Genomic DNA, 14158 nt, shown 5'->3' on the forward strand with positions numbered 1-14158 from the left:
GGCAAGCACTCCATCCGGGCCCGCGGGCGTGCTGACTAAAGGGTCAGCAAACGCTCTCCCAGCCCACCGTTGGCGGTCAGTTCGAGGAACTCGTCGCCGAGCCGGCGGCTTTCGTCCATTGCGGTGCGCCAGTATTTGCGGCGGGCCGGGTCATCGCCCATGAAACGCTTGAAGTCGTTGCGGTCCGGCAGTTTGCCGTAGGGCAGGCGAGCCAGGTATTCGCGGGACGGCGCCAGCAGCAGCACATCCTGCAAGCGCGAGGTATCGCCTCGGCGCCATGGCAGGCCTTTGTCGAACCAGCCGGGAATGACCCGATCGGTGAAGTGCGGATAGAGCACGATGCCCTCGCCGCTATAGGGCAGGTCAAGGTGGTAGTCCAGCAGGCCGCCATCGCGGTAGGTGCCCGCGCCGGCGCCGGGCAGGTCGCGCACGCCTTCCATGATCATCGGGATCGAGCCCGACGCCAGCAGTGCCTGGCGCAGGTTGCCGGCCTCCAGCGGCACGAAGCGCGAGGGGAAGTCCGTCAACGGATGGAGCGGGGGAGCCAGGCGCGGGTCGTGGATGATCAGCCTTTCGAAATGCCGCGACAGCCGCGCCCGGCCGCGCAGGTTGTCGGCGATCACCGAGGACAGCCCCAGGCCCAGCCGGCCGCGATGGTCCTGCGCCAACAGGCCATGACTCTGGACTACCATGATGTTGAGCCGGTAATGCGGATTGTCGAGGATCGTCAGGTCGCGTCCTTCAAGCAGGTCGTCGAGCATGCGCTGCGAGCTCTGGCTGACCCCGGCCATGGTCACGCCTTTGGCGAAGCTCTGCTCGTTGTACAGGATGCCCAGGCGGCGAATGCCCTCGGCGGCGTCCGGCAGACAGGCGCTGGCGAAGCGCCAGGAGCCGACCGATGCACCGATCAGCGAGCGCTCCCGCGGCGCGGCGGGCAGCCATTCGCCGAACAGCGCCAGGTCCAGCCCTTGGATACCCAAGGCTTTCGGCCCTCCGGCGGCACCCGGCAGGATGCCGACATCGGCGGCCTGAAGGCCTGCCTGGCGGATGCGCTTGAAGGCGCGAGGGCCGGCCTTCAGAGTCAGCGCGGGGAACTTGATGTGAATGGCGGTCATACCGGTCTCGAATACGTGCAAGCGGCTGATTATAGCGACACAGAAACCCTGTGGGAGCGAGCTTGCTCGCGATGACGCTGTGTCAGTTGTCAGTTTTGATGACTGACCTGACGCTGGCGCGAGCAAAATTGACCTGGATTCAATGATGGCAATTCAGTTTCAGTTAAGTTCGTCCCGATACAGTTCCCCGCTGAAGATTATAAAAAGGAGATAACCCGTGAACCGCCTCACTGCCTTTTTCATCGCGGCGCTCATGGTCATCGGTACAGGTCCGGCTCAAGCCAGGGATCTCGATGCCACTGAAGCCCAAAAATTACTGGACGCTGGTACCATCCTGCCTTTTGATCAGCTCAACGCCGCTGCCCTGGCCAAACACACTGGCGCCACGGTGACCGATACCGAGCTGGAAGAGGAATACGGCAAGTACCGCTACAAAGTGGATCTGCGTGATGCCAAGGGCATCGAGTGGGATCTGGAACTCGACGCCGTCACTGGCGAGGTGCTCAAGAATCATCAGGATACGTAATGAAGCTTAATCTGCGCGCCCGCAATCGTTGGGCGCTGGCGCTGCTGGTGTGTTGTTCGGTGGCCGTGGCCCGCGACCTGGACCAGGACGAGGCCCTGCAACTGCGTCAGCAGGGCGTGATCCTGCCCTTGGAACACCTGCTGCAACAGGCCCTGGATCGCCATCCCGGCGCCAAGTTACTGGAAGCCGAGCTGGAAGAAAAGCACGGCGTCTACATCTACGAAGTCGAGCTGCTGGACACCGACGGCGTCGTGCGCGAACTGGACCTCGAGGCCGCGACCGGCCGTTTACTCAAAGATAAGGAAGACTGATGCGCCTGCTACTGGTGGAAGACCATGTTCCCCTGGCCGACGAACTGATGGCCGGGCTCGCCCGGCAGGGCTACGCGGTCGATTGGCTCGCCGACGGGCGCGACGCGGTGTATCAGGGCAGCAGCGAGCCCTACGACCTGATCATTCTCGACCTTGGGCTGCCAGGAGTGCCGGGGCTCGAGGTGCTGGCGCAATGGCGCGCTGGCGGCTTGACCACCCCGGTACTGATCCTCACCGCGCGTGGCTCCTGGGCCGAGCGCATCGAAGGACTCAAGGCCGGGGCCGATGATTACCTGACCAAACCCTTTCACCCTGAAGAACTGCACCTGCGCATCCAGGCGCTGTTGCGACGCTCCCACGGCCAGGTCAACCAGCCGACGCTGCAAGCGGCGGGGTTGCACCTGGACGAAGGCCGGCAATGCGTGATTCGCGACGGCGCCGAGATCCAGCTGACCGCCGCCGAATTCAGGCTGCTGCGCTATTTCATGCTCCACCCCGAGCAAATCCTTTCCAAAAGCCACCTCGCCGAGCACCTCTATGATGGTGAAACCGAGCGCGATTCGAATGTGCTGGAAGTCCACGTCAATCACCTGCGGCGCAAGCTCGGACGCAGCGTGATCGAAACCCGTCGCGGCCAGGGCTACCTGTTCGGCGGACAGGCGCAGTGAGATCCATCCAGCGGCGCCTGAGCCTGGGCCTGATCGGTGTGATGGTGGTGGTCGGCCTGGTCCTCGCGCAGACCAGCCTGTGGTTGTTCGAGTTGGGTTTGCAGCGCTACCTCGAAGCGGGGTTGCGCAATGACAGCGAGAACCTGCTGGTGGCCCTGGTCCGTGGCCCGCAAGGGTTGCAACTGGACGAGCGACGCTTGTCGCCGGCTTACCTGCGACCGTTCTCCGGGCATTATTTCCGCATCGATTTTGCCGACGAGCATTGGCGCTCCCGTTCCCTCTGGGACCAGGAACTGCCGCGGCTCGACCATCCGGGGCTGCACAGCAACCTGCAACTGGGCCCCGAAGGCCAGAAACTGCTGGTGCTGCGCACGGACTACCGGCGCCTGGGCCAGGCAATTTCCATCAGCGTGGCGCAGGACTACACGCCGGTGCGCGACAGTTTCCTGCGGATGCAGCAGGTCGGCCTTGGCCTCGGGTTGGCGGGGTTGCTGCTGATCCTGCTGTTGCAGCGGCTCACGGTGCAGCGCGCCTTGCGGCCGTTGGAGAAGGCCCGGGAGCAGATTGCCCAGCTGCAACGCGGCCAGCGTTCACAACTCGACGAACAAGTGCCCAGGGAACTGGAGCCGCTGGTAGCGCAGATCAACCATTTGCTGGCCCATACCGAAGACAGCCTCAAGCGTTCGCGCAACGCCCTGGGTAACCTTGGCCATGCCTTGAAGACGCCTCTGGCGGTGCTGCAAAGCCTGGCGTCGAACGAAAAGCTCGACCCTTATCCTGAGTTGCGCAAGTTGCTGCTGGATCAACTCGAGCAGGTTCGCCAGCGCCTGAACCGCGAACTCAACCGTGCGCGCCTGTCCGGCGATGCCTTGCCCGGCGCGCACCTGGATTGCGACGCCGAACTGCCGGGTTTGTTGGCGACGCTGAACATGATCCACGGCGAGCATCTGCACCTGGCTTATGTCGCGCCGCCCGGCTTGCACCTGCCCTGGGATCGCGAAGACTTGCTGGAACTGCTGGGCAACCTGCTGGACAACGCTTGCAAATGGGCCGACGCCGAAGTGCGCCTGACCGTGAGCGAGACGCTCGTGGGTTTCCACCTGGCAGTGGAAGACGATGGCCCCGGCATCCCGCCGGATCGCCGCGACCAGGTCTTCAGCCGCGGCACGCGCCTGGATGAGCAGACCGATGGCCATGGCCTGGGGCTGGGCATCGTGCGCGACATCGTCGACACCTGGGGCGGGACATTAGCGTTGGGCGACAGCGAGTGGGGCGGGTTGAAAGTAATGATTGAGCTGCCCAAGCGCTGAAATCCGCACGAACCCCTGTGGGAGCGAGCTCGCTCGCGATAGCGGCTTGTCAGTCGACACTTTCGTAACTGACCCGACGCTATCGCGAGCAAGCTCGCTCCCACAGGGGCAATGTGGTGGACTCAAACGCTGCGAGTGACTGCAAATCCCGCCGCATGACCCTTGCAGCTTGCCGCCGCTTGCTGCAAAGTCGCGACCTTTTTGTCCGGTGGCTTTCCATCGCTGTGCTTTGAGGTAACGATGATAAATGCAGTAATTGCCGCGGTTGGCGTCATGCTGGTACTCAGCCTGTCCCGCGTGCATGTGGTGATCGCGCTGATTATCGGCGCGCTGGTGGGTGGCTTGGTAGGTGGCCTGGGGATCGAGGCAACGCTCAAGGCCTTCAATGCGGGCCTTGGCGGCGGCGCGACGGTGGCGTTGTCCTACGCTCTGCTGGGCGCCTTTGCGGTCGCGATCGCCAAATCCGGCATGGCCCATGCCTTGGCCGACAAGGTCCTGGCCATGGTCGACCGCCAGGACACCGCCGGCGGCACGGGCGTCAAATGGCTGCTTATCGGCCTGCTGGGTACGGTCGCGGTGGCCTCGCAGAATATCCTGCCGATCCATATCGCCTTCATTCCGCTGCTGGTGCCGCCACTGCTTTATGTGCTGACCAAGCTGCAACTGGACCGTCGGCTGATCGCTTGCGTCATGACTTTCGGCCTGATCACCCCCTACATGTTCCTGCCGGTGGGCTTCGGCAATATCTTCCTCAACGAAATCCTGCTCGCCAACATCGCCCGCAGCGGTGTCGATGTCAGTGGCATCAACGTCACCCATGCGATGGGCATCCCGGCGCTGGGCATGGTGTTCGGGCTGGTGCTGTCGTTTATCAGCTATCGGAAGAAACGCGTCTACGATCTGAAAAAGATCGCCAGGGCCGAGCAGGTGGCCGTGCGCTACAACCCGCTCAGCCTGTTGGTCGCCGGGTTGGCAATCGCAGCGGCATTCGCCATCCAGCTCCTGCTCGATTCGATGATCATCGGCGCCCTGGCCGGTTTCCTGATTTTCTCGGTGTCGGGCGTGGTGCGCTGGCGCGAGACGGACGACCTGTTCACCGAAGGCATGAAGATGATGGCGATGATCGGCTTCATCATGATCGCCGCCTCGGGCTTCGCCGAAGTGATGAAGGCCACCGGTGAGGTGCAAAGCCTGGTGGAAACCTCGGCGGCCTGGATCGGCCACAACAAGGGCATCGGTGCGCTGTTGATGTTGCTGGTCGGGCTGCTGGTGACGATGGGGATCGGCTCGTCGTTTTCCACGGTGCCGATCCTGGCGACCATTTTTGTGCCGCTGTGCCTGCAACTGGGCTTCAGCCCGCTGGCGATCGTCTGCATCGTCGGCACCGCCGGCGCCCTGGGCGATGCCGGCTCGCCTGCCTCGGATTCGACACTCGGCCCGACCTCCGGCCTGAACATCGACGGCCAGCATCACCACATCTGGGACACCGTGGTCCCGACCTTCCTGCACTACAACCTGCCATTGCTGGCGTTTGGTTGGGTGGCGGCGATGGTGTTGTAGCTTCAGAGACCGGGTTGTTTTCTTCGCGAGCAGGCTCGCTCCCACAGGGGATCGGTGTGAACACAGCAGTTGTGGACACCACCAAACCCTGCGGGAGCGAGCCTGCTCGCGATGGGACCCTTGAGTCCACCGACCCTGCCAACCGACTGTCCACCTTGTCCTACAGTTTTATCGTGCGCTGCCGTTAACCCAGTTAACCACGCCATAAAACCAACAAGAGTGAACAGCATGCGCCTGAGCCTGAAGGCTAAAGTCCTGTCCCTGGCAATCCTGCCGGTATTGCTGTCCGCGGTGATCATCAGCCTGACCACGGCGTTCATCTTGAAGGAACAGGCCAGCAAGGAAGTCCAGCAAACCCGCGAACGTCTGCTCAGCGAGGCCAAGGCCACGCTGCAGAATTACGTCGCGGTCGGCCTTACCGCCATCAAGCCGCTCTACGATGCCGCCGCGCCTGGCGATAACGAGGCGCGCGCCCAGGCAATCAAGTTGCTGTCGAACATCAGCTACGGCAAGGACGGCTACTTCTTCGGCTACGACTCCGAGACCATTCGCCTGTTCAAGGCCAACAGCCCCGACGGCGTGGGCAAGAGTTTCAAGGACAACCGCGACCCGAACGGCGTCTACGTCAACCGTGACCTGGTGAAGGTCGCCAAGGACGGCACGCATTATCTGGAATACAGCTCGCCGCTGCCCGGCAGCAAGGACCTGGTGCCCAAGCTCGGCTACACCGAATACCTGGCCAAGTGGGACCTGGCGGTCGGCAGCTCGGTCAACCTCGACGGCATTGAAGGTCAGGTGGCGCTGGTGGAAGCCAAGGTCCACGATCGCCTGCAAGGCGTGATCCTGAGCATCGTCGGGATCGCCGCGGTGGTACTGCTGGTGATCGCGGTGGTGGGCCTGGTGCTCGCCAATACCATCCTGCGTCCGCTGCACCTGATGAAGGACAACCTCGATGACATCGCCGCGGGCGAGGGCGACCTGACCCGGCGCCTGGCGATTACCAGCCAGGACGAACTGGGCCAACTGGCCGGTTCCTTCAACCGCTTCGTCGACAAGATCCACGGCCTGGTAAGGCAGATCACCGACATGACGTCGCAACTGACCGGCCTGGTGACGCAGGTGTCCGAGCAGGCCCAGCGTTCCGAGCAGGCCATGGAGCGCCAGCGCCACGAGACCGACCAGGTCGCCACGGCGATCAACGAAATGTCCTCCGCCGCCCAGGAAGTCGCCCGCAGTGCCCAGGGCGCAGCCGTCGCGGCCCAGCAGACCGATGAAGAAGGCCAGTCCGCCAAGCGCGTGGTGGCCGGCAGCATCCAGCAGATTCATGCGCTGGTGAACGATATCCGCAGCAGCGGCGTGTCCCTGGACAGCCTGCAACAGGATGTGGCCTCGATTGTCAGCGTGCTCGGTGTGATCCGTTCGATTGCCGAGCAGACCAACCTGCTGGCCCTCAACGCGGCCATCGAGGCTGCGCGTGCCGGTGAGGCGGGCCGCGGGTTTGCGGTGGTTGCCGACGAAGTCCGCGCCCTCGCCAGCCGGACCCAGCAAAGCACCCAGGAAATCCAGGGCATGATCGATCGCCTGCAATCGGGTACCCATGCCGCGGTGGAAGCGATGCGCCGTTCCAGCGAGGCCGGCGACGGCACCTCGGAACGGGCCAACGAGGCGGGCGCCTCCCTGGACACCATGGCGCAACTGATCGGCACCATCAACTCGATGAACGCCCAGATCGCCAGCGCCGCCGAGGAGCAGACCGCGGTGGCTGAAGAAATCAACCGCAGCGTGCATCAGATTGCCGTGGCGGTGGACACTGTCGCCGACGAAACCCAGCTCAGCGCCCAGACTTCTCGCAGCCTGGCCGATCTGGGCCAGCGCCTGGGCAAACTGGTGGGGCAGTTCCGGATCTGATCCGAGCGCAGCAGGAGCTGCCGAAGGCTGCGATCTTTCGCTTTCGATCCAGATGTTTTCGCCTGGGCTACCAGGCCCTATCGGAAGCGGAGGATCGCAGCCTTCGGCAGTTTCTGCCGGGCAAATCGTTCCGTCGATTCATGTCATGCACTGTTGTGGCGAGGGGATTTATCCCCGTTGGGCTGCGAAGCGGCCCCAAAAAAAGCCAATACGACTTGCCTGATGTTCCGCGCAGTCTGTCTTAGGGGCTGCTTCGCAGCCCAGCGGGGATAAATCCCCTCGCCACAGTAATCAGGCAGGCAGGCAGGCAGCTCGCGCGCATCGCGCATCAACAGCCCGAACCACATTCCCATCCCCCGGCGCGACCTCGAAGGCCGGCATATGGCAGACGCGACGGCACTCCGGCGAGTCCTGGCGGACTAATGTCTATCTGCCAATGACATGGAAAGCACATGAACCGAAAGAACCTCCAAAACAAGTCGCAGATGCTGTTGCTGATCCTGGTCAGCATTGCCTTCGTCTGGATTCTGCTGCCGTTTTATGGGGCGGTATTCTGGGCCGTCATCCTGGGCATCGTCTTTGCGCCGCTGCAACGTCGCTTGCAGTTCAAGTTCGGCTGGCCGCGCAACGTCACGGCACTGTTCACCCTGAGCATCTGCGTGGTGATCGCCATTTTGCCGGTGATCGTCATCAGTACCTTGCTCGTCCAGGAAGGGGCGGCGCTGTACAAGAGCCTGGAAAGTGGCGAGCTGGACGTCGCCGACTACCTGGCGCGTTTCAAGGAGGCGTTGCCGCCGTTCTTCCAGCACCTGCTCGACCGCTTCGGCCTGGGCAACCTGAGTGGCCTGCGAGACAAGATCGTCAAGAGCGCCATGCAGGGCAGCGAATTTTTCGCCACCCAGGCGTTCAGTTTCGGCCAGGGTACGTTCCAGTTTCTGGTGAGCTTCTTCGTGATGCTCTACCTGTTGTTCTTTTTCCTGCGTGACGGCGCGGAGCTGGTGCGCAAGGTGCGCTCGGCCGTTCCGCTGGCCGAGCACCAGAAGCGCCGCCTGCAATTGAAGTTCAACCGGGTGGTGCGGGCGACGGTGAAGGGCAACCTGTTGGTGGCGATCACTCAGGGCGCCCTGGGCGGCCTGATTTTCTGGATCCTGGGTATCCCGACGGTGTTGCCGTGGGCGGTGCTGATGGCTTTCCTGTCGCTGCTGCCGGCGGTGGGGGCGGGCATTGTCTGGGTGCCAGTGGCGGTGTATTTCCTGCTGTCGGGGGCGATCTGGCAGGGCGTGGTGCTGGCGCTGTTCGGGGTCTTCGTGATCGGCCTGGTGGACAACTTCCTGCGCCCGATCCTCGTCGGCAAGGACACCAAGATGCCCGACTACATGGTCCTGATTTCGACGCTTGGCGGGTTGGCCGTATTCGGCCTCAATGGTTTTGTCATCGGGCCACTGATCGCCGCGCTGTTCATGTCCTGCTGGGCGCTGTTCGTCGAGGGCAAGCCGCGGGTGCAGTTGCCCTAGGCGCTCAACAGGTACGGACCGATACGTTGCGACAGGGCCTGGGCGGCGGGCAGGGAAGTCAGCGGGCCGCTGACGGTGACGCCATCCTGCACCAGATACCAGCAAGCCAACAGTCCGCGCTCCCGAAGTGGGGCGGGGACGGCGCTGCCAATGACAGACATGATTTGAACCTTGGGCATGGGAAACCTCCATCAGTCGATGGGGTTACCTTACGGCTCATGCGGGATGGGGAAAAATCAACCGCTTCAATAGTCGGAATCGATGCCGCTCAATCGACCACCAGATCGAGCATGTGCACCACTTCCTGTTCATTGAGCAGGCCCTTGCGAACCAGGTTTTCCGCGAGCAGGGAAAGGAACTTGGCGCTGCGGTGGCCTTCCAGGTGCTTGAGCTCGGTCAGTACGTTGTAGACCTTGCTGGAAGTGCACAGGCCGACGATGCGGTGGGGATTTTGTGTGGGCATGGCTTCGTCCTTGTTGTTATGAGCTGCGGCGGCGGACGTTGACAGTTTGCGGCACTGCCATGACACGCTCGTGACAGCTTGAGTCGTCAAAACATAAAGCAGGATTCAGACCATAGTGCCTGGTTGGCGCCAGATTATTGTTCCGGTAGCGACCTCAGCCAGGCGGTATACGGCGATCAGTCGCCGTTTGGCTGAAAAACGCCCACAAAAAAGCCCCTGGATCTTTCGATTCAGGGGCTTTTTCTGTTGCTGTCTGGCTCCACGACCTGGACTCGAACCAGGGACCCAGTGATTAACAGTCACTTGCTCTACCAACTGAGCTATCGCGGAATGGCGCGTATGTTACTGATTGGAAAAGAGAAGTCAAGCATCTGTTGCGTACGGAGCGGCTTGAAGCCCATCGGTGACCAATCAACAATTGGCAGTTACCGCGACGGCGAGAGAGGCTACCATGGTCGCCCGGAAGTGGCAGGACGCGCTGCCGGCCATTCGCCGACATCAAGGGACGCGCCATGAACCATCTGTTACCACTTCACACAATCGATTGCACCGAGGTGTTCCTGTGAGCACCGCCCAGATCAGTCTGCCCAAGGGCGTGGGGCCTCACGCTGAAAAGCTGTACGACGCCATCACCCAGGCCAGCACCCCGGAAGAACTGAACCGCGCCGGTGGCAAGGCCGAGGGTTTTGTCCTGGGGCTCGAAAGTACCAAGGCGATCAAGAGCCAGGTCGCCGAGTCGTTGTATGTCATCTACGACGATGCGGCGAGCCAGCGGGCGACGGAGCTGTAGGCTCGACGCATTTGCCTGGAACAGAGAGTGCAGGGCTGGATGCTTTTTGTGGCGAGGGGATTTATCCCCGTTGGGCTGCGTAGCAGCCCTGAAGTCGTCTGGCGCGGTGGGGCAGGTTGATTGAGTCGATATGCTTGGGAGCTGCTTCGCAGCCCAGCGGGGATAAATCCCCTCGCCACAGGTTAGGGGCACCTGACTTGGCAAGCAGATTCAAAAAAACGGGAAGCTCGAAGGCTTCCCGTTTTTCATTTCATCGAGCGTCAGATCACCTGGACGATGGCCTTGGTCACCGCATCGATGTTGTTCTGGTTCAGCGCGGCCACGCAGATGCGGCCGGTGTCCAGGGCATAGATGCCGAACTCGTTGCGCAGGCGTGTCACGTGTTCAACGGTCAAGCCGGAGTAGGAGAACATCCCGCTCTGGCGGGCGACGAAGCTGAAGTCGTGATGCGGCGCGGCCTTGGCCAGCATGTCGACCATCTGCTCACGCATGCCACGAATGCGCAGGCGCATTTCGGCCAGCTCTTCTTCCCACTGTGCGCGCAGCTCAGGGCTGTTGAGCACGGCGGCGACGATACTGGCGCCGTGGGTCGGCGGGTTGGAGTAGTTGGTGCGGATCACGCGCTTGACCTGGGACAGCACGCGGGTGCTTTCTTCCTTCGACTCGCTGACAATCGACAGCGCGCCGACACGCTCGCCGTACAGGGAGAACGACTTGGAGAACGAGCTGGAGGCGAAGAAGGTCAGGCCCGATTCGGCGAACAGGCGCACGGCCGCCGCGTCTTCGTCGATGCCTTTGCCGAAGCCCTGGTAGGCCATGTCCAGGAACGGCACGTGGTTCTTGGCCTTGACCACGGCCAGGACGTTTTTCCAGTCTTCCGGGCTCAGGTCCACGCCGGTCGGGTTGTGGCAGCAGGCATGCAGCACAACGATCGAACGGTCGGGCAGGGCGTTGAGGTCTTCCAGCAGGCCGCTGCGGTTCACGTCGTGGGTAGCGGCGTCGTAGTAGCGATAGTTCTGCACCGGGAAACCGGCGGTTTCGAACAGCGCGCGGTGGTTTTCCCAGCTTGGGTCGCTGATGGCCACGACCGCGTCCGGCAGCAATTGCTTAAGGAAGTCGGCACCGATTTTCAGTGCGCCCGTGCCGCCCACGGCCTGGGTGGTGATGACGCGGCCCGATGCGATCAGCGGGGAATCCTTGCCGAACAGCAGGGTCTGGACTGCCTGGTCATAGGCGGCAATGCCGTCGATCGGCAGGTAACCGCGAGAAACATGCTGAGCCACGCGAATCGTCTCGGCTTCGACCACGGCGCGCAGCAACGGAATGCGCCCTTCCTCGTTGCAGTAAACACCCACGCCCAGGTTGACCTTATTGGTACGGGGGTCGGCGTTGAAAGCTTCGTTGAGGCCCAGGATGGGGTCGCGTGGTGCCAATTCGACAGCGGAAAACAGGCTCATTATTGCGCGGCTCTGAATGGAGGGTGAGAGGACGTGTCGCGCTCCAGCCGAATGCACTAGAGCGGTGCACAAACGGGGAGCTAGTATAGAGGCCATCACCGGACAGGGCGACAGGCTATTCGGCGTTTAGCGTAAGTATTTTCGATTTTTTTCGACCGTTAGTCCCTTCGCAGCGTCAAAGTCTGCAAGGCGTGTAGGACGTTCGTCTTGAAAGCGAAGGCAATCACCTCCACATTGTGTGCATTCCAGCTTTTTCCTCGGGCGACGTCAGTCGCTTCGGTCTTTCTCGTTCCTGTCGCCTGGCCGACGGGAGTGAACCCAGGGGTTATGTCATGTCTGAATTCCAGCTAGTCACTCGCTTCCAGCCCGCCGGCGACCAGCCGGAAGCCATCCGCCTGATGGTGGAAGGCATCGAGGCCGGGCTGGCGCACCAGACCTTGCTCGGTGTGACCGGCTCGGGCAAGACGTTCAGTATCGCCAACGTGATCGCCCAGGTGCAGCGGCCGACCCTGGTGCTGGCGCCTAACAAGACCCTGGCGGCGCAGTTGTATGGCGAGTTCAAGGCGTTTTTCCCGAACAACGCGGTCGAGTATTTCGTCTCCTACTACGACTACTACCAGCCCGAGGCTTATGTGCCTTCGTCGGACACCTTCATCGAGAAGGACGCCTCGATCAACGACCACATCGAACAGATGCGGCTGTCGGCGACCAAGGCGTTGCTTGAGCGCAAGGACGCCATCATCGTCACCACGGTGTCGTGCATCTACGGTCTGGGCAGCCCGGAAACCTATCTGAAAATGGTCCTGCACGTGGATCGTGGCGACAAACTCGACCAGCGCGCCTTGCTCCGGCGCCTGGCGGACTTGCAATACACCCGCAACGACATGGACTTCGCCCGGGCCACGTTTCGGGTGCGCGGCGATGTGATCGACATCTATCCGGCCGAATCGGACCTGGAAGCGATTCGTATCGAGCTGTTCGATGACGAGGTGGAGAGCATCTCGGCGTTCGATCCGCTGACCGGCGAGGTGATCCGCAAACTGCCACGCTTCACGTTCTACCCCAAGAGCCACTACGTGACGCCGCGGGAAACCCTGTTGGGCGCCATCGAGGGCATCAAGGCCGAGTTGCAGGAACGCCTGGAATACCTGCGTTCGAACAACAAACTGGTGGAAGCCCAGCGTCTGGAGCAGCGGACCCGGTTCGACCTGGAAATGATCCTGGAGCTGGGCTACTGCAACGGCATCGAGAACTACTCGCGCTACCTGTCGGGTCGTCCGGCGGGTGCGCCGCCGCCCACGTTGTATGACTATTTGCCGGCCGATGCCCTGCTGGTGATCGACGAATCCCACGTCAGCGTGCCTCAGGTCGGCGCCATGTACAAAGGCGACCGTTCGCGCAAGGAAACCCTGGTGGAATATGGCTTCCGCCTGCCCTCGGCGCTGGATAATCGGCCGATGCGCTTCGACGAATGGGAAGGCGTGAGCCCGCAGACGATTTTCGTCTCGGCCACGCCCGGCAACTACGAAGCCGAGCACGCCGGACGGGTGGTCGAGCAAGTGGTGCGGCCGACCGGGCTGGTGGACCCGCAGGTCGAGGTGCGCCCGGCGCTGACTCAGGTCGATGACCTGCTCTCGGAGATCACCAAGCGCGTGGCGGTGGAAGAGCGGGTGCTGGTGACCACGCTGACCAAGCGCATGGCCGAAGACCTCACCGACTACCTCGCCGACCACGGCGTGCGGGTGCGTTACCTGCACTCGGATATCGACACGGTGGAGCGGGTCGAGATCATCCGCGACCTGCGCCTGGGCACCTTCGATGTGCTGGTGGGGATCAACCTGCTGCGCGAAGGCCTGGACATGCCCGAGGTGTCGCTGGTGGCGATTCTCGACGCGGACAAGGAAGGTTTCCTGCGTTCCGAGCGCTCGTTGATCCAGACCATCGGTCGCGCGGCGCGTAACCTCAACGGCCGGGCGATCCTTTATGCCGATCGCATCACCGGCTCGATGGAGCGCGCCATCGGCGAGACCGAACGCCGTCGCGACAAGCAGATCGCTTTCAACCTGGCCAATGGCATCACGCCCAAGGGCGTGTTCAAGGACGTCGCCGACATCATGGAAGGCGCCACCGTGCCCGGTTCGCGCAGCAAGAAGCGCAAGGGCATGGCCAAGGCCGCCGAAGAGAGCGCCCGCTACGAAGCCGAACTGCGCTCGCCGAGCGAAATCACCAAGCGTATCCGGCAGTTGGAAGAGAAGATGTACCAGCTCGCCCGGGACCTGGAATTCGAAGCAGCGGCGCAGTTGCGTGACGAGATTGGCAAGTTGCGTGAGCGGTTGCTGACTGTCTGAGGTTTTGTGGCGATGCCTAGGACCTCATCGCGAGCAAGCTCGCTCCCACATTGGACCGTGTCCAGCCCGGACAACCTGGTTCCCTGTGGGAGCGAGCTTGCTCGCGATGGCCGCAACTCGGTCTGACGACCGGCTACACAAATCCCGCGCTCACTGGAGCCCGCCCATCATCGCCTGTTACCATTCGC

At 62.4% G+C, this 14158-nt stretch carries 13 protein-coding genes and 1 tRNA gene; 9 read left to right on the plus strand and 5 right to left on the minus strand.

Going from position 1 to position 14158, the window contains the following annotated elements:
- Positions 1-35: 35 nt before the first annotated feature.
- Positions 36-1115 (minus strand): patatin-like phospholipase family protein, encoded by a 1080-nt coding sequence (locus tag J3P86_RS08900; RefSeq protein WP_434624947.1) that lies wholly within the window; start codon positions 1113-1115, stop codon positions 36-38.
- A 217-nt stretch (positions 1116-1332) separates the two neighbouring features.
- Here J3P86_RS08900 and J3P86_RS08905 point away from each other — a divergent pair, with 217 nt between their 5' ends.
- From J3P86_RS08905 to J3P86_RS08935, 7 genes are all read left to right on the plus strand, one after another.
- The gene (locus tag J3P86_RS08905; RefSeq protein WP_434569227.1) at positions 1333-1641 is read left to right on the plus strand and encodes a PepSY domain-containing protein; all 309 of its coding nucleotides are present in this window, start codon (positions 1333-1335) and stop codon (positions 1639-1641) included.
- The gene (locus J3P86_RS08910) at positions 1641-1952 is read left to right on the plus strand and encodes a PepSY domain-containing protein (RefSeq protein ID WP_434624945.1); all 312 of its coding nucleotides are present in this window, start codon (positions 1641-1643) and stop codon (positions 1950-1952) included. Before J3P86_RS08905 ends, J3P86_RS08910 begins: the two co-directional genes overlap by 1 nt.
- A complete protein-coding gene (locus J3P86_RS08915) occupies positions 1952-2620 on the plus strand; it encodes a response regulator transcription factor (RefSeq protein WP_305495857.1) in 669 nt (222 codons plus the stop codon). Before J3P86_RS08910 ends, J3P86_RS08915 begins: the two co-directional genes overlap by 1 nt.
- Complete coding sequence (locus J3P86_RS08920; protein ID WP_434569224.1) at positions 2617-3930, plus strand: ATP-binding protein; 1314 nt, start codon at positions 2617-2619, stop codon at positions 3928-3930. Before J3P86_RS08915 ends, J3P86_RS08920 begins: the two co-directional genes overlap by 4 nt.
- Positions 3931-4173: 243 nt before the next feature.
- On the plus strand, positions 4174-5490 hold the full coding sequence (locus J3P86_RS08925; protein WP_434631417.1) for a Na+/H+ antiporter family protein: 1317 nt from the start codon (positions 4174-4176) through the stop codon (positions 5488-5490).
- 228 nt (positions 5491-5718) lie between these two features.
- Positions 5719-7398 (plus strand): methyl-accepting chemotaxis protein, encoded by a 1680-nt coding sequence (locus J3P86_RS08930; RefSeq protein ID WP_305495854.1) that lies wholly within the window; start codon positions 5719-5721, stop codon positions 7396-7398.
- A 452-nt stretch (positions 7399-7850) separates the two neighbouring features.
- The gene (locus J3P86_RS08935) at positions 7851-8912 is read left to right on the plus strand and encodes an AI-2E family transporter (protein ID WP_305495852.1); all 1062 of its coding nucleotides are present in this window, start codon (positions 7851-7853) and stop codon (positions 8910-8912) included.
- Here J3P86_RS08935 and J3P86_RS08940 read toward each other — a convergent pair.
- The 3 genes from J3P86_RS08940 to J3P86_RS08950 all read right to left on the minus strand — a co-directional run bounded on the left by J3P86_RS08940 (position 8909) and on the right by J3P86_RS08950 (position 9705).
- Entirely contained in the window at positions 8909-9091 is a 183-nt protein-coding gene (locus J3P86_RS08940; protein WP_305495849.1) for a hypothetical protein, read from the minus strand. The two genes, J3P86_RS08935 and J3P86_RS08940, sit on opposite strands and share 4 nt — an antisense overlap.
- A gap of 89 nt (positions 9092-9180) precedes the next feature.
- Positions 9181-9375 carry a hypothetical protein gene (locus tag J3P86_RS08945; RefSeq protein WP_305495847.1) on the minus strand — a complete coding sequence of 65 codons (195 nt, stop codon included), beginning with the start codon at positions 9373-9375 and terminating at the stop codon, positions 9181-9183.
- A 254-nt stretch (positions 9376-9629) separates the two neighbouring features.
- Positions 9630-9705 (minus strand) — tRNA-Asn (locus tag J3P86_RS08950).
- A gap of 232 nt (positions 9706-9937) precedes the next feature.
- Between J3P86_RS08950 and J3P86_RS08955 the strand changes: the two genes are divergently transcribed.
- A complete protein-coding gene (locus J3P86_RS08955) occupies positions 9938-10165 on the plus strand; it encodes a hypothetical protein (protein ID WP_305495845.1) in 228 nt (75 codons plus the stop codon).
- A 260-nt stretch (positions 10166-10425) separates the two neighbouring features.
- Here J3P86_RS08955 and J3P86_RS08960 read toward each other — a convergent pair whose 3' ends face one another.
- Positions 10426-11622 carry an amino acid aminotransferase gene (locus J3P86_RS08960; protein ID WP_434699979.1) on the minus strand — a complete coding sequence of 399 codons (1197 nt, stop codon included), beginning with the start codon at positions 11620-11622 and terminating at the stop codon, positions 10426-10428.
- 332 nt (positions 11623-11954) lie between these two features.
- On the opposite strand from J3P86_RS08960, the gene uvrB reads away from it, so the two are divergent.
- A complete protein-coding gene (gene uvrB, locus J3P86_RS08965; protein WP_434569222.1) occupies positions 11955-13970 on the plus strand; it encodes an excinuclease ABC subunit UvrB in 2016 nt (671 codons plus the stop codon).
- The last annotated feature ends 188 nt before the right edge of the window (positions 13971-14158 follow it).

Source organism: Pseudomonas sp. D1-1 (assembly GCF_051132225.1).
Taxonomy (GTDB): Bacteria; Pseudomonadota; Gammaproteobacteria; order Pseudomonadales; family Pseudomonadaceae; genus Aquipseudomonas.